The organism is Burkholderia sp. Ax-1720 (assembly GCF_011753035.1).
In the GTDB taxonomy this organism is placed as follows: Bacteria; Pseudomonadota; Gammaproteobacteria; order Burkholderiales; family Burkholderiaceae; genus Burkholderia; species Burkholderia gladioli.
Genome location: NZ_VWWK01000161.1, coordinates 1 through 15567, shown reverse-complemented (window position 1 = coordinate 15567; position 15567 = coordinate 1). Strand labels below are relative to the sequence as shown.

General features: G+C 69.6%; 16 protein-coding genes. 8 read left to right on the top strand and 8 right to left on the bottom strand.

Features of this window, described 5'->3' with window-relative positions; translation table 11 throughout:
- Window positions 1–1149 (top strand): PLP-dependent aminotransferase family protein (locus tag F3J18_RS29455; protein ID WP_166915679.1); only part of this gene is annotated, 1149 nt, incomplete at its 5' end.
- 23 nt (window positions 1150–1172) lie between these two features.
- Here F3J18_RS29455 and F3J18_RS29450 read toward each other — a convergent pair.
- Window positions 1173–2015: an SDR family oxidoreductase gene (locus F3J18_RS29450; protein WP_166915677.1), complete on the bottom strand. Its 843-nt coding sequence runs from the start codon at window positions 2013–2015 to the stop codon at window positions 1173–1175.
- A gap of 100 nt (window positions 2016–2115) precedes the next feature.
- Between F3J18_RS29450 and F3J18_RS29445 the strand changes: the two genes are divergently transcribed.
- Together F3J18_RS29445 and F3J18_RS29440 are read left to right on the top strand one after the other, a co-directional pair.
- The gene (locus F3J18_RS29445; RefSeq protein WP_166915675.1) at window positions 2116–3021 is read left to right on the top strand and encodes a LysR family transcriptional regulator; all 906 of its coding nucleotides are present in this window, start codon (window positions 2116–2118) and stop codon (window positions 3019–3021) included.
- A gap of 239 nt (window positions 3022–3260) precedes the next feature.
- On the top strand, window positions 3261–4124 hold the full coding sequence (locus tag F3J18_RS29440; RefSeq protein WP_205194245.1) for an alpha/beta hydrolase: 864 nt from the start codon (window positions 3261–3263) through the stop codon (window positions 4122–4124).
- Between the two features lie 57 nt (window positions 4125–4181).
- Here F3J18_RS29440 and F3J18_RS29435 read toward each other — a convergent pair whose 3' ends face one another.
- Window positions 4182–4967, bottom strand: a complete 786-nt coding sequence (locus F3J18_RS29435; protein WP_205194244.1) for an alpha/beta hydrolase — start codon at window positions 4965–4967, stop codon at window positions 4182–4184.
- A 295-nt stretch (window positions 4968–5262) separates the two neighbouring features.
- Here F3J18_RS29435 and F3J18_RS29430 point away from each other — a divergent pair, with 295 nt between their 5' ends.
- The gene (locus tag F3J18_RS29430) at window positions 5263–6042 is read left to right on the top strand and encodes a carbon-nitrogen hydrolase family protein (RefSeq protein WP_166915673.1); all 780 of its coding nucleotides are present in this window, start codon (window positions 5263–5265) and stop codon (window positions 6040–6042) included.
- A gap of 170 nt (window positions 6043–6212) precedes the next feature.
- Entirely contained in the window at window positions 6213–7007 is a 795-nt protein-coding gene (locus F3J18_RS29425) for an SDR family oxidoreductase (RefSeq protein WP_166915671.1), read from the top strand.
- 97 nt (window positions 7008–7104) lie between these two features.
- Here F3J18_RS29425 and F3J18_RS29420 read toward each other — a convergent pair whose 3' ends face one another.
- The 3 genes from F3J18_RS29420 to F3J18_RS38320 form a co-directional block, all read right to left on the bottom strand.
- Complete coding sequence (locus F3J18_RS29420) at window positions 7105–7515, bottom strand: outer membrane protein assembly factor BamE (protein WP_226284720.1); 411 nt, start codon at window positions 7513–7515, stop codon at window positions 7105–7107.
- Window positions 7516–7664: 149 nt separating this feature from the next.
- Window positions 7665–8735, bottom strand: a complete 1071-nt coding sequence (locus F3J18_RS29415; protein ID WP_166915669.1) for an AI-2E family transporter — start codon at window positions 8733–8735, stop codon at window positions 7665–7667.
- Between the two features lie 340 nt (window positions 8736–9075).
- A complete protein-coding gene (locus tag F3J18_RS38320; protein WP_240154646.1) occupies window positions 9076–9519 on the bottom strand; it encodes a rubredoxin in 444 nt (147 codons plus the stop codon).
- A gap of 86 nt (window positions 9520–9605) precedes the next feature.
- Here F3J18_RS38320 and F3J18_RS29405 point away from each other — a divergent pair, with 86 nt between their 5' ends.
- The 3 genes from F3J18_RS29405 to F3J18_RS29395 all read left to right on the top strand — a co-directional run bounded on the left by F3J18_RS29405 (window position 9606) and on the right by F3J18_RS29395 (window position 12566).
- On the top strand, window positions 9606–10184 hold the full coding sequence (locus F3J18_RS29405) for a TetR/AcrR family transcriptional regulator (protein ID WP_166915667.1): 579 nt from the start codon (window positions 9606–9608) through the stop codon (window positions 10182–10184).
- Window positions 10185–10538: 354 nt separating this feature from the next.
- Complete coding sequence (locus F3J18_RS29400) at window positions 10539–11543, top strand: beta-propeller fold lactonase family protein (protein ID WP_025097514.1); 1005 nt, start codon at window positions 10539–10541, stop codon at window positions 11541–11543.
- A 12-nt stretch (window positions 11544–11555) separates the two neighbouring features.
- The gene (locus tag F3J18_RS29395) at window positions 11556–12566 is read left to right on the top strand and encodes a sterol desaturase family protein (RefSeq protein WP_166915666.1); all 1011 of its coding nucleotides are present in this window, start codon (window positions 11556–11558) and stop codon (window positions 12564–12566) included.
- A gap of 31 nt (window positions 12567–12597) precedes the next feature.
- On the opposite strand, the gene F3J18_RS29390 is transcribed toward F3J18_RS29395, so the two are convergent.
- The 3 genes from F3J18_RS29390 to speD all read right to left on the bottom strand — a co-directional run.
- Window positions 12598–14085 carry a nicotinate phosphoribosyltransferase gene (locus tag F3J18_RS29390; RefSeq protein ID WP_166915664.1) on the bottom strand — a complete coding sequence of 496 codons (1488 nt, stop codon included), beginning with the start codon at window positions 14083–14085 and terminating at the stop codon, window positions 12598–12600.
- A gap of 111 nt (window positions 14086–14196) precedes the next feature.
- The gene (locus tag F3J18_RS29385) at window positions 14197–15237 is read right to left on the bottom strand and encodes a bifunctional nicotinamide-nucleotide adenylyltransferase/Nudix hydroxylase (RefSeq protein WP_025097517.1); all 1041 of its coding nucleotides are present in this window, start codon (window positions 15235–15237) and stop codon (window positions 14197–14199) included.
- A 78-nt stretch (window positions 15238–15315) separates the two neighbouring features.
- Window positions 15316–15567, bottom strand: a 252-nt coding sequence (gene speD / locus F3J18_RS29380; RefSeq protein WP_166915662.1) for an adenosylmethionine decarboxylase, incomplete at its 5' end; no start/stop codon positions are given.

Here is a 15567-nt window from a genome sequence, read left to right as displayed (position 1 = left end):
CTGAGCCGCAACGTCGATCGCCCCGGCGAGCTGGGCGCCTTCGTGCTCGGCGTGCCGGCCCTCGACGCCTTCCCGCTGACGGCCTGGCGGCGCTCGGTGGAACGCGCCTGGCGCCGCATCGGCCCGGCCCAGCTCGACTACCAGCCCGCCGCCGGCAACCTGCGGCTGCGCCAGGCGATCGCCAGCTACCTGCGCGTCTCGCGCGGCGTGGCCTGCGAGGCCGAGCAGGTGCTGATCACCGACGGCACGCAATACGGCCTCGATCTCTGCGCGCGGGCGCTGGCCGATGCCGGCGACATCGCCTGGATCGAGAACCCCGGCTACGGCGGGGCGCGCGTCGCGCTGCAGGCCGCCGGGCTGCGCCTGGTGCCGGTGCCGGTCGACGCGCATGGCCTGGCGCCCGCGGCCGAGTTGTGGCGCAGCGCGCCGCCGCGGCTGGTCTACATCACGCCCTCGCACCAATACCCGCTCGGCGCGGTGATGTCCCAGGAGCGGCGCGTCGCGCTGGTGCAGGCCGCGCGGGACGCCGGTGCGTGGATCGTCGAGGACGACTACGACAGCGAGTTCCGCCATCACGGCACGCCGCTGGCTGCACTGCAGAACGTGGTGCGCGACGCACCGGTGATCTATCTCGGCACCTTCAGCAAGGTGATGTTCCCGGCCTTGCGGGTGGGCTTCGTGGTGGTGCCGGGCGCCATCGCGCCCGAGCTCGAGCAGGTGTCCTCGGCGCTGTCGCCGCGCGGGCGGCTGGCCGACCACCTCGCGCTGGCGGAATTCATCGAGGCCGGCCATTTCAGCCGGCACCTGCGCCGCATGCGCCGCGTCTATGCCGAGCGCCGCGACGTGCTGCACGAGGCGCTGACGCGCCGGCTCGGCGGCCTGCTGACGGTCTCGGCCGGCGACGGCGGCATGCATCTGTCGGCACGGCTCGACGCGCCGGTCGCCGACGTCGAGGTCGAGCGGGCCGCGCGCGCGCACGGCCTGGTGCTGCGCGCGCTCTCGCCGTTCTGCCTGCCCGGCTCGGACAGCTCGGCCTACAACGGCCTGGTGCTCGGCTACGGCAACGTGCCGGCCGAGTCCATGGAGGCGGCCGTGACGCGGCTCGAACGCGCGATCGTCGAAGTGCGGGACGCGACTCGCCTCACCTGAATCACGCGCGCGCAATAGCCCGCTCAGGCCGGCGCGTCGAAATCGGTCGAATGCGCCAGTTCACGATCGGCCTCGACGGCGGCGAGCCGCTCGCCCAAGGCATTGCGGATCATCGTGTAGGCATCGCGGCCGAGCGCGATGCGTTTCGGCGCCGGCGTGCGATCCACGCTGTCGATCATGATCGACACCATCTTCGCCGGATCGCCGCTGGCGACGAAACCGGGATCCGACAAGCGCGCGTACAGGGCCCCCACCGGCGTATCGCGATAGGCTTCCAGCTCGGCACCGAAATGCCGGCCCGCCGCGCGGCGGAACGCGGTGCGCGCGCCGCCCGGCTCGACGATCGTCACGCCGATCCCGAACGGCGCCACCTCGGCGGACAGCGCATCAAAGAAACCCTCCATGCCCCACTTGCTGGCGTGATAGAGCGAGGCGCCCGGGTGCGTGGCCTGCCCGCCATAACTGGAGATCGCCAGGATCCGGCCGCCGCCCTGGGCGCGCAGCCCCGGCAAGGCCGCTCGCGTGACCTGGATCGGCGCGATCAGGTTGGTGTCGATCTGATGGCGGATCTGCGCGTCGGACAGGCCCTCGGCCGCGCCGAACAGGCCGTAGCCCGCATTGTTGACGATCACGTCGATTCGGCCGAAGACCTCGAAGGCCTGCGCGACCACGCGCTGGATGCCCGGCAGGTCGGTCATGTCGAGCGTGGCGCTCCAGAGCGCATCGCCATGGCGCTCGCGCAGGTCCGCGACGGCCTGCGCGTCGCGCACCGTGCCGGCCACGCGATCGCCGCGTGCCAGCAACTGCTGCGTCATCTCGCGGCCGAAGCCGCTGCCGATGCCGGTAATGAACCAGGTTCGGGACATCTCGCTCTCCTTGTGGGGGTGATGGAACGGCACGCAATTTAGCAGCGATAATGCGAGCCGATAACCGCCCTGAACCGGCATACCTTGATGGCGAAAACCCATGAATGAGCGCGTCACGCTAGTCGAGCTGCGAGCGCTGGCCGCGGTGAGCTCGCAGCGCAGTTTCCGCAAGGCGGCCGAGGCGCTGGAGCTGGCGCCCTCGACGCTGAGCCACATGATGCGCGAGCTGGAGGAACGCCTCGGCACGCGCCTGTTGAACCGCACCACGCGCAGCGTCTCGCCGACCCAGGCCGGCGAACGGCTGGTGGCGCAGCTCGCGCCGATCCTGGCCGGCCTCGACGAGGCGCTGGCCGAGCTCAGCGCCTCGCGCGAGGCGCCCGGCGGCCGGCTGCGGCTGACTGCTTCGGAGACCGTATCGATGCTGCTGGTCCGGCACGTGATGCCGGTGTTCATCGAGCGCTATCCCGAGGTGGAGGTCGACCTGGTGGCCGAGCCGGCCTTCGTCGACATCGTCGCCGAAGGCTACGACGCCGGCTTCCGGCTCGGCGACGACGTGCCCCGGGACATGGTCGCGATCCGCTTCGGCAGCCCGTCGCGAATGCTGCCGGTCGCCTCGCCCGCCTACCTGCAGGGCCGCCGCGCGCCACGCACGCCGGACGAACTGCGCGAGCATCGCTGCATTCGCGCGCGCACGCCGGCGGGCCGCCCTTACCGCTGGGAATTCGAGCGCCACGGCGAGGCGATCTCGCTCGACGTGCAGGGCGCGCTGACGCTGAACCGCACCGAGCTGATGATCGAGGCCGCGCTGAAGGGGCTGGGCATCGCGATGGTGCCGGAAAAGCTGGCGCTGCCCCATCTGCGCGACAAGTCGCTGCGCGCGCTGCTGGCCGACTGGTGCCCGGTCTATCCGGGCCTGTTCCTCTACTATCCCGGCCACCGCCAGGTGCCGGCCGCGCTGCGGGCCTTCATCGAGGTGCTGAAGGCGCTCGACGCGACGCGCGCCTGAGCGCCGGGCCGAGCGCACATCGCGCGGCGCCTTTCTGGATGCTTCGTTTTCCTTGCGATTCGATGTCGATCGGGATACGCGAGCCCGCCGGACGGGCCTGCGCCGATGACATACGCCGAACGTATCGCGGCGTCGCCGAAAATGTATTGGTCGCGGCCCCGGCCGCTGGCGTACGCTAGGCGCGCGGTGCAATCGCGCCGCCCCGCTTTCGTCCCAGTTATCTCGGTGGTACTCAGCACATGATTCGTCGGTCCCGCTTGTCGATCCTCGCCGCCGCGCTGCTCGCGCTCGGCTTCTCCCATGGCGCGAGCGCGCGCCGCCCGTCAGCGGACGAAGTGCCGCCCCCGCCGCCCGCCAGCGTCGCCGCCGGCGCCGATCTCGCCACGCGAAGCGCCGTGCAGGACCTGCCGCTACCCGGCGGCGAGCACCAGCGCGTGCTGTTCTACGGCCCGGCAGGCCCGATGCGCGGCGTGATCCTGATGTTCCCCGGCGGCGCCGGCGACGTCGACATCGAACGCGACGGCGCGATCCGCCACGACAACAACTTCGTGGTGCGCACGCGCGAGCTGTGGGCCCGGCTCGGCTACGGCGTGGTGATCGTCGATGCGATCGGACACAAGTCGATGCGCGGCGAGCGCAGCACCGAGGCCTATCGGCAGGTGCTGCGCGAGATCCTCGACTACGCGCACACGCTCACCGATCGCCCGCTCTGGGCGATGGGCACCAGCCAGGGCTCGATCGCCGCGATGGCGGCCGGCTCGAGCGCGCGCGACGGCGAACTGGCCGGCATCGTGCTGACCGAATCGGTGTCGGTGGTCGGGCATTCGGGCGAGACGGTGTTCGACGCGCGGCCCGAACGCGTGCGCGCGCCGGCCCTGGTGGTGGCCAATCGCGACGATACCTGCACCGTCGCACCGCCCTCGCGCGCGCCCGAAATCGCCGCCGCCATGAAAAACAGCGCGGCCACCGTCCTGCATGTCGAGGGCGGCGTCGCGCAGTCGTCGAATCCGTGCAGCTCCTTGTCGCCGCACGGCTATTTCGGCATCGAGAAACAGGTGGTCGGCGATATCGCGCGCTGGATGCGCAGCGTCACGCCGCAATGACGAACGGCGGCAGGCGCGAGCGCCGCTTCGCGCTCGCGCCTGCCGCCCCGCCCCGCCTTACTTCGCCTCGCCCGTCGCTTCCAGGATCAGGTTCGCCACCGCGGCCGGATGCGAGATCAGCGACACGTGGCTCGACTGGATCTCGATGGTGTGCGCGTGCATGCGCTTGGCCATGAAGCGTTCCAGGTCGGGGTTGATGGTGCGATCCTCGGTCGACACCGCGTACCAGGTCGGCTTGTCGTGCCAGGCGGCCACGGTGGTCTTCGCCATCGTGACCGGCTTGCCCATCGGCTGCTGCACGGCGTAGTAGACGCGTGCCTCCTCGGGCGGCAGGTCGCCGGCGAAGTCGTGCACGAAGGCCTGTTCCGAGAGCTTGCCGAAACCGTCGGCCGACCATTGCAGGCCCGCCGAGGCCGGGGCGGCCGGGAATTTCTTGGTCAAGGCCGGGTAGTCCTCGCCGGCATCGGGCGCGCGCGCCGCGATATAGACCAGCCCCGCCACCTTCGGATCGTCGCCGGCCTGGCTGATCACCATGCCGCCGTAGGAATGCGCGACCAGCAGGGTCGGGCCGTCCTGGGCCGCCAGCGCACGCTTGACCGCGTCGACGTCGGCGTCGAACGAGGTGGTCGGGTTCTGCACCGCCGTCACGTGCAGGCCCTTGGCCTGCAGCAGCGGAATCACCTTCGCCCAGCTCGAACCGTCGGCATACAGGCCATGCACCAGCACCACGTTCTTGATCGGCGCGGCCGGCGCGGCGGCGGCGTTGTCCTGCGCGAAGGCCGAGCTCACGCCCGAGATGGCGGTACAGGCCAGGGCGGCGGCGACAAGCGATTTCAACTTCATCTGACTTCTCCAGAGGCATTGCATTGACGGGAGTCCCCACTTCGTTCACCTTTCATGCGGTGAGGCGAAGGCCGGACCATACCCAGGCTGTCGTCGGCGATTCGCGGCTGAGCGCTTGGGATACATGAGGGCGAACACAGGGTCCGCGCGTTTATTCCCGGTCGATGCAAAATTTTTTTCGATCGTCGAAAAATCGTGAAGGCGCCTCGTGCCGAGCACGACTACAAAAAGCTTTCAGCCTCGCCGGGCAGCCGGACAACCGGCCCCGCCTTCCTTTCCACGCCAGGGAGCAGCGATGCAGACAGGGACAGCCAGGATCCTCTACGTGCAGTGGCCCGACGGCCTGCAGCCGAGCGGCGCGGCCTGGGAGGCGATCCGCCGTGCCGTCGATGCCGAACAGGCCGACCTGCTGGTCACCAACGAGATGCCCTTCGGCCCATGGCTGGCCATCACGCCCGACTACGATGCCGAGGCGGCCGCGCGCAGCGTGGCGCTGCACGAGGAGGCCCTGGCGGCGCTGGGCCGGTTGCAGGTGGGGGCGGTGCTGTCCTCGCGGCCGGTGGCGCAGGCGCGGCGCCTGGCGAACGAGGCCTTCGTGATCGAGGGCGGCGCCTATCGCTACCTGCATCACAAGAAGTTCTTTCCCGAGGAACCGGGCTGGCACGAGGCGAGCTGGTTCGAGCGCGGCCGCGAGGGCTTCGAATGCGCGACGGTCGGCAAGCTGAAGCTGGGCGTGCTGCTCTGCACCGAGCTGTTCTTCAACGAGCATGCGCGCGCCTACGGACGCCTGGGCGCCGACCTGATCGTCACGCCGCGCGCCACCGGCCACGCCGTGCAGCACTGGTTCACGGCCGGCGCGATGGCGGCGATCGTGGCCGGCGCGGCCCTGGTCAGCTCGAACCGCCACGGACGCGCCGCGCCGACGCTCGAATTCGGCGGCACCGGTTTTGCTATGTCACCGACGGGCGAATCGCTCGGCACCACCTCGCAGGCCGCCCCGTTGCGCGCGATCACGCTCGACCTCGCCGCCACGCGGGCCGCCAAGCTGGCCTATCCGTGCTACGTGAAGGAATGAGGCGAACGCACCGAACCGACCGCGGCCGGCGGATCATGCAATCCGGCCCGGCCGCCGCCGCGTGCGAGGCGATTCGCCCGAGCTGATGCATCCTGTGCCGTGCGCGCGCAGCCAGCGACGCGCGGCACACCCGCGGCACACCGTTTCCACGCTTCCAGGGACTCCGAATCATGCAAATCAACCTGACCGGCAAGACCGCCCTCGTCACCGCCTCCACCAGCGGCATCGGCTATGCCATCGCGGAAGGCCTCGCGCGCGCCGGCGCGACCCTGATCATCAACGGACGCAGCGAGCGTTCGGTGGATGCCTCGCTGGCCACGCTGCGCTCCTCCGTGCCCGGCGTGAACGCCTCGGGCGTGCCCAGCGACCTGTCCGGCGCGGCCGGCGCCAAGGCCCTGATCGAGGCGGTCCCGGCCGTCGACATCCTGGTCAACAATGCCGGCATCTACGGCCCGAAGCCCTTCTTCGAGATCGACGACGGGGAATGGGAGCACTACTTCCAGATGAACGTGATGTCGGGCGTGCGGCTCTCGCGCCACTACCTGCCGGCCATGCTCGAACGCGACTGGGGCCGGGTGGTGTTCATCTCGTCGGAATCGGCGCTCAACATCCCGGCCGACATGATCCAGTACGGCTTCACCAAGACCGCGCAGTTGTCGATCGCGCGCGGCCTCGCCAAGCTCGCCGCCGGCAGCGGCGTGACGGTCAACTCGGTGCTGCCGGGCCCGACCATGTCGGAAGGCGTGAAGGTGATGCTCAAGGAAACCGCCGACCAGGAAGGCAAGACGGTCGACGAGGTGGCGGTGGAGTTCGTGCGCACCCAGCGCGCCAGCTCGATCCTGCAGCGGCCGGCGACCACCGAGGAAGTCGCGAACATGGTGGTGTACGTGTGCTCGCAGCAGGCGTCGGCCACCACGGGCGCCGCGCTGCGCGTGGATGGCGGCGTGGTGGACACGCTGGCCTGAGCCGGGCCGGCGGCAGGAAATCGACGAGAGCGCCCGGTAATGACCGGGCGACGGAGGCGAGCGGGCCGCCGGGTGCTGCGGGAAAAGCGGGAAGACCTCAGGAAACCGGCGCCGCGCGCTTGAGCAGGCCTTGCCGGTCCGCCTCCATGCAGGTGGCGAAACCATGATGCGTGACGATGCCGTGACGGTCGAACACCACGTAGTAGGGCCGATGCTCGTTGCCGTGCTGGAGCAGGTAGTTGTAGCAAGTGCCGGTCCCGTTGCGCACCATCCAGACGCTGGCGGGATTGCCGCCCGCGCCCACCACGCGCTGCTGGGTGGCGCCCGGCTGGGAAGCGGCCTTCGGCACCGGCAGCTTCGCGTACGAGAACGAGGGATGATGCAGCCAGCCGAACCAGGAGCAGCCCGACAACAGCAGGCTCGCGGCGAACGGCAGCGCGGCGAGGGAGGAACGCGGGGGCGGGGCTAGCAGGCCGGTCAGAACCCGGCCAACACGATCGGTCGTCATTTCCGCATCCTAATCCACCTCGACGACACGAATGTGGAAAACTTTAAAACCCCGCGTCGAAAATCGGCCGGCCCTCGCGTGCGAACGGGCGCGCCGGCATGTGCCCGGGAAGGTCGATGCGTTGCGCGCGCAACGATCGAGGCGGATCCTCAGTGGATCCATTCGGTCCACAGCACGGTCAGCACCGTCATCAGCGCGGGGCCGATGAACAGGCCCAGCAGGCCGAAGGTCTCGGCACCGCCGAGGATGCCGAACAGCACCAGCAGGAACGGCAGGCGCGCCGAGCCGCCGATCAGCACCGGGCGCACGAAGTGCTCGGCGACGAACACCACCACGAAGCCGAACACGGCCAGGCCGATCGCCCAGCCCGTCGCGCCCTGCATCAGGAACAACCAGATCGCGGCGCCGCAGAACACGATCGGCGCGCAGAACGGCAGCATGGCGGCCACCGCCGTCACCAGCCCCAGCAGCGCCGCGTGCGGCACGCCCGCGAACGCATAGGCGATGCCGAGCAGCGCGCCCTCGCCGAGGCCCACCACCACCAGCCCCGTCACCGTGCCGTAGATGGCCGAGGCCATGCGCTGGATCAGCGAGGCGCCGTTGGCGCCGAACGCGCGCTGCACGCCGCGCATCAGCGATACCGAGATGTTCGGTCCGGCCCGGAAGATCACGAACAGCGTCACCAGCATGAAGCCGAACAGCACCGCCGCATGCACCACGCGCGAGCCGAAGGCCTTGCCGTAGCTGACGAAGGCCTCGCTGTTCATGGCCTTCACGCCGGTGGGCGCATGCAGCGGCTGGGCCAGGTTGGCCTGCCACCAGGTGCTGACCTGCTGCGCGCCGAACGGCAGGTGCGAGACCGCGTCGGGCACCGGGATGCCGTTCAGGCGCGCGTCGCGCACCCAGGCGAACACCTCGTGGACCTGGCCCGCGGCCTGCACCACCGCCACCGCCACCGGCACCACCAGCAGCAGGCCGACCGCCGAGGTCAGCACGATCGAAACCACGGTGTGGCGCCCCGACAGCCAGGGCACCTCGTCGATGCGGCGCAGCGCGGGCCACAGCGCGATGGCGATCACGCCGGCCCAGGCCACGGCCGGCAGGAATTCGCGGATTACCCACAGCGCGAGCGCGACGAGTGCTGTGTAGAGCACGCCGAGCGCGATCGCCTGCGCTTTCGGGCGTTCGGAATCCGACGTCGAACGGGAGGAATGGATCATCGGGACACTCTGGGCGCAATGGAATACGCAGATGGTGGCGGTGTCGTCATCTTAAAGGACGATCACGGCGGGCTTGCGAAATGCTTGGTGGAATCGAGCCGCGTGGCGGGAAATGCAGATGGGCCGGGACACAGCGGCCGGCGGCGCTCGAAACGGTTCGATAGCGAACGAAGTCAATCGTGGCCTGCTTGCCGATAATTCGTTCGACGCGGCAGGCAATCGAAGAAAACGCGCGGCAGGCAGGCGCCGGTCATGCGGGATCGGCGGTGCGTCGGCAAAACGAAAGCAAGCGGCTTGCGCATGTCGCGAAGCCGGATCGCAAACGAAGCGGATGAACGAATCAGAACGCCATCAGGGCGAAGTCTTCCTTGCCGACGTCGCAAAGCGGGCAGCGCCAGTCGTCGGGCACCGCCTCCCAGCGCGTGCCCGGCGCGAGGCCATGCTCGGGATCGCCGCTGGCTTCGTCGTAGATCCAGCCGCAGATCAGGCAGACGAACTGGCGGAATTCGACGGCGGCCGGCACTGGCTGCTTGGGCTCGGCCACGGCGGCGGTGGCATCGAGCGCGTGAGCAGGCACCGGCGCAAGGACCTCGCCCTCGTCGTCGAGGCTCACCACCAGCGGCTCCGCGCCATGGGCCGGCGCGGCGCCCAGGTAGGCGTCGAGCGCGCGGTACAGGCGCCCGGCGTCCTCGCCGCTCAGGCCGAGGCTCAGCGGCTGCCCGCGCGCCTCGCCGAGCCGGCGCGGCGAAAACTGCAATTCGAGGGCGGTACCTTTCTTGTACATGGAACGGCTCGGGACGATTCGGATACTCGATGGTATCTGTATACTGCCCGGCATTCAATCGAGATTCCGATTCGACGGAGACAGGCATGGCCAGACTGACGCGCGAGGAAAGCCAGGCGCAAACCCGCCATCGGCTGCTGGAGGTAGCCGCCGCGCTGTTCGCGCGCGACGGCTACGCGGCCACCTCGCTCGACCGCATCGCCGAGGTGGCCGGCTTCAGCAAGGGCGCGGTCTACTCGAACTTCCCGGGCAAGGAAGCGCTGTTCCTGGAAGTGCTGGAAGCGCATGGGCAGCGCAGCCTCGCCGACCTGCACGCGGCGATCGACGGCGCCGCCACGCTGGCTGATGCGATCGAGCGGATCGCCGGCTGGGCCGACCGGCATTCGCGCCTGGGCAGCTGGCCGCTGCTGGTGCTCGAATACGCGCGCCACGCCAAGCCCGCCGACACCTTCCGCGCCTCGCAGGAAGCGGTGCTGCGCTCGCACTGGCGCACGCTCGGCGAGCGTCTGCGCGGGCTCGATCCCGCGCTCTCGGTCGATGCCGAAACGCTCGGCGCGCTGATCTTCGAGCTGACCTACGCGCCGGCCATGAGCTTCGTGAGCCGGCCGACCTCGGGCGAGCTGCTGCGCGCCGCGCTCGGCGGCCTGTTCGGCACGCTGCGCTGAGCCGCGCCGGGGCCTGCCCAACTGGTTGCCGATACAAGCAGTTCGACAAACGGCTTTCAGCCGCCTGCCGCCATCCCCACGATCACCCCGCATCGCGCTTGCGACCGGTTTCGATTCCGATCGCATCGGCTTGCGGCGCGACGATCGATTGATGCGCGCGCCAGGCCGTCATTGCGGCGCGCAGGCGCGATTGTTCCACTCATACGCGGCGCTCATCGTTTCATCCGCACAATGCATTGGACGCTCATCGGGCTGCCCGGTAAGTTGCGCGTCAGCCCAGCGCGCGACACGCGAGACCCTCGCCGTCACCGCCGCGCGGCGCCGCTTTCGTCACGCTCGCACCAGGAAGTCCCGATGTTCCGCTCCCCCGCCGCGCGCCTGCGCGTGCTGCTGCTGTCCCTCTTCTGCGCCGCCGGCGCCCCGCTGGCCGCCCATGCCGACAACGTGGTGGTGCTCGATTCGGGCGAAGCCAGGCTGAACCTGATCGACGAGGCTTCGCGCAAGGTGGTGGCCACCCTGCCCGCCGGCAAGGAGCCGCATCACCTGATGATCACGCCCGACGGCAAGACCCTGATCATCGCGAACTCGGTGTCCGACAACCTGATGTTCGTCGACCCGCCCACCGGCCGCGTCGAGGGCACGCTGCAGGATATCGAGGACCCCTATCAACTCGGCTTCTCGCCCGACGGCCACTGGTTCGTCACCAATGCGCTGAGGCTCGATCGCGTCGACATCTATCACTACGAGGCGCCGCTGCACTTCACGCTGGCCCGGCGCCTGCCGCTCGAGAAGATGCCGAGCCACATGACCTTCTCGATGGACAATCGCACCGTCTACGTCTCGCTGCAGGAATCGGGCGAGATCGCCGCGATCGACCTGCCGACCCAGACCGTCGACTGGCGCATGCACGTGGGCCAGGACCCGGCCGGGCTGTGGATGACGCCCGGCAACCGCTACCTGCTTGTGGGCATGACCGGCGAGGACGACGTGGCGGTGGTCGACTGCGTCACGCACCAGGTGGTGAAGAAGATCCATACCGGCCGCGGCGCGCACAACTTCCGCTCGCTCGACGACGGCCGCCACGTGGCCGTCACCAATCGCGTCGACAGCACCATCAGCGTGCTCGACTACACGGCCCTGACCAACACCGGCGACATCACCGGCCTGATGCCCGGCCCCGACGACATGGAACTGTCGGCCGACAAGCGCTTCCTGTGGGTCACCTTCCGTTTCTCGCGCCATGTCGGCGTGATCGACCTGGCCACGCGCAAGCTGGTCAGCACGATCGCCGTCGGCCGCTCGCCGCACGGCCTGTTCTTCGCCGACCGCGCGCCAGTCTACGCGCCCAACCCGGATTGAGGCGGGCCCGCCATGATCGACGTGCTGCTGGCTTCGGCCGACAACCTGATCGGCACCGCGCAGACGGCGCTCTACGTGGACCTGGTGCAGCCGCTGCTGTTCCGCGCCCACCTGATGGACTACGACGAGGACATCTACGACGCGCTGTACTGGGTGATCGTCGCGGTCTGCGAGATCGCGCTGACCTGGGCGCTGCTGCGCCCGCTGGAGGCCTGGCGGCCGATCGAGCGCTGGCCCGAGCGCCGCGCGGTGCGCGCCGACGTCTGGTACACCTGGATCGCCAAGCTCGGCGTGGTCAACGGCCTGTTCTTCGTCTACCTGCAGCCGCTGTTCAACCACGCCGAGACCTGGATGCAGGTGCATCGCGTCTGGAACGTCAATCTCGACGAGTTCTGGCCCGGCGTCTCGGACCGGCCGCTGGTCTCGTTCGCGATCTACGCGGTCGCGCTCGACTTCGCCGGCTACTGGTACCACCGCTGGCAGCATCGCTTCGGCGTGTGGTGGGAACTGCATGCGGTGCATCACAGCCAGCGCCGCATGTCGTTCTGGAACGACGACCGCAACCACTTCCTCGACGTGCTGATCCAGGCCGCGTTCTTCGCCCTGCTGGCGCTGCTGATCGGCGTGCAGCCGGGCCAGTACGTGGTGCTGGTGGCCGTCGGCAATACCCTGCAGAGCATCCAGCACGTCAATGCGCGCCTGTCCTACGGCTGGCTGCTGGAGCGGCTGCTGGTGAGCCCGGCCTTCCATCGACGCCATCACGCGGTCGAGTATGGGCATACCGGCGTGGCCTATGGCTGCAACTTCGGCGTGCTGTTCCCGTGGTGGGACATGCTGTTTCGCACCGCCGACTGGACCCGCAAGCTCGAGCCGACCGGCATCTCAGACCAGTTGCCGGGCGATGCGGGCCCGGGCCGCGATTATGGCGAAGGCGTCTGGGCGCAGAACTGGCTCGCCTTCATGCGCATCGCCAGCCGCATCCGGCTGGCTTGCGGGCGGGCTTTCGCGGCGCGCTCGGCCTGAACCGGCGCCGGGCGCACCGCCGCTCGCCGCCTCAGGCGAGCGGGGCCGGCACGTCCTCGGCCTCGAGCTGCCGCGCCTCGCTCACGGCTTCATGCGCGTGCGCACGCGCGCGAACCTCGGCCAGCGTCACCTCCTCCAGCAGGCGCCCCGTATCGAACACGGTGCGCAGCGCATCCTCCCATTCGCCCTCGACCGCGTGGTCGTCCCATGCGGCCGGCATCGCCACCGTGCGATAGGCGCCGGTGCCGCGATGGCGCTGCAGCGTCAGCCTGCCCTGCTTGGAGCGCTTGCCGGGATCGGTGACCGGGTCCTTGCCGCCCGGGTGCCAGACCTCGCCGCGCCGGATCGCCGAGCACTTCATCGCGAAGCGCTGCGTATCGCGATCCACCTGCTGCAGCAGCGCGCCGCCCATCCCGAACACCACGTTGCCGGCCGAATAGCCGGCCGCGTCGAGCGATGCCAGGATGGCCTCGATCGAGGCCTCGTTGACGCCGTCGCCCTGGATCACGCGCACATGGTTCAGCACGCGGCGCCCCTTGCGGTTCACGCTCGCGCCGAAGGCGGCGTCGAGCGCGCGCACGGTGGCCAGCACGATGGTTTCCGGGTCGCCCGAATCGGGGCGCACCACCAGGGTGGCGCCCGAGTCGATCACCTGCTGCCGCAAGGGACCGCCCCACAGGTCGAGCGCGGCGAACAGGTCGTAGGAATCGGACACCACCGAGACGATGCCGCCCGGTTTCGCGCAGCGCGCCAGCACATGGCGGTAGGCTTCGAGCTCGCCGTCGCGGCCCCAGGAGGTAATCGTGCTGTGCTCGGCCGCCGGCACCGAATAGGCCGCCATCGGCTCGCGATAGAAGCGGTTGGCAGCCAGCACGCCGAGCACCGTGTCCGAGCCCATGAAGCTGACCAGGTGCGCGGCGCCGCCGATCGCGGCCGACTCCGCGCTCGACACGCCGCGCGCGCCGAAATCGTGGAGCTTGAACGGCAGTTGCGAGAGATCCTCGTCGCCGCGTTCGAGCCAGTGCCGAATCGTTTGGCGCAGATGCCAACTGCGGGTGGCGACCGTCACCGGGTACCAGATGCGCAGCAACATGGTCTCGACGTGGGACGCCAGCCAGAACAGCTCGGGATCGGTGCATTCGACCGTGATCAGCGCATTGCCGACCGGCACCACCGAGCCTTCCGGCACCGCGCGGATGCGCACCGGCAGGTAGCCGTCGTAGCGCTCCACCACGCGGCGCCAGCCGGCCTCGTTGAAGGGCTCGCCGTGCAGCGCGAAGAAATCGCGCGCCTCGTCCACCATCGCGTGCGTGACGGGCCGGTACAGGTATTCCTTGAGCAGCATCTGCAGGCCGAAGAACAGCGTGCGCTCGTAGCGGCCGCCGCGCGACTCGACATAGGAGAACATCGCCGTCGCGTCGGGCGGATATTGCAGGTAGTGGGAGGCCTTGTACGAATCCGTGTTGAGGATCGGGTTGGCAAGGATCGCGGCGAGGCCGCCGGCTTCGGTGTTGTGCATGGTCAGAGCTCCTCTGGACCTTGGGGGAAGACCGCCGGGTCTATCCTGGCGGGCCGTTCGCGCCCGGCGTGGCCGGGCGCGTGAACTACGGTGAAGCGCGAACGATGAGAATCAGAGCTTGCCGAGGAAGTGATAGGCGATGTCGAAGTGATCCTCGAACATGCGCTCGCGCATCGTCTCGAACTCGTTGAGCGGCACCCAGCGCGCCTTGTCGGCATCGTCGCTGCCCTTCACGCGCGGCAGCTCGCCGGTCGGGAAGTGGAACAGCGAGGCGTGCGTGATGGTGCGCCCGCGCAGCGAACGCGTTGGGTGGTCGAACACCTGGCGGTCCTTGAGCGAGCCGCGCAGCACCGGCTCGGGCAGCTTGAGCCCGGTTTCCTCGCGCAACTCGCGGATGCAGGCCGCGTCGATGCGCTCGTCCTGCTCGACGAAGCCGCCCGGCAGCGCCCACAGGCCCTGCCCCGGCGCGCTGCGGCGGCGGATCAGCAGGATATGGCCGGAGTGCACCACCACCGCGTCGACGGTCACGAAGGTGACCGCGTAGGGCGCGGCGGCCCACTTGCGGTGATAGGCGGCGATAAACTCGGCTTCCGACTTGAGCTGCGCGAACTCGGGCCGCGCCTGGAACTGCTCGAGCCAGGCGAACACCGGCGCGGGCACGGCCCAGGACACGAAGCTGTTCGGGCGCTCGGCGAAATACTGCGCGCGGATCTCGGTGGCGGAGATGTCCTCGTTCGGCTCGACCTCGACGAAGGGCCATTGCGGGAACATGCGCAGGTAGTACGAGGAGGCGTCCTTCTCGTGGCCGATCAGGCCCACGCGGCCGGTGGCGGCGGCCTCGCCGAGCGCGGCGGCCACCGCCTGCTGGATCCAGCGGACCCAGTCGGTGTCGTTGTACATGGAGTCCTGCACCGGGACGATCATGACGCGCTCGCGCTCGTCGGCGTCGAGCATCGACTCGAGCATCTGGCGGCGCTCGTCGAACGAGAACGGATCCTTGATGGTGCGGGGGCGATCGGTCGAGCCGACCAGCACGCATACGCGCGGCGCCTGGGCCAGGGCGGCCTTCAGGACATGCAGGTGACCACGGTGGGGCGGCTGGAAACGACCAATGAAGACGAGCGCGTCGAAGCGCCTGGACTGCGTGCTCATGAGGCTCCCTCAAGAGTTGGAACGCTCCGGGTCTATCCCGAAGACTGGTGCCATCCTAAATCGGCACGGGTTCGAGCGTCAATTCGAATTCGCGGGCAGGGCCGCCGCCGGCGTGGCCCCAGCCAGGCCGCGCTCGATGCGCCGCCGTTGCGCGATACGAGCCGCGAGCGCGCCGGCGATCGCGTCGACGGCCTCGTCGGCGCGCGCCGCCCCGCACAGAAACGCGTCGACGGCGGCGAAACCATGCTCGGGCCAGGTATGGATGGTGATGTGCGATTCGGCCAGCAGCACCACGCCGGTCACGCCGCCCTCGCCGCCGAAGCGGTGGAA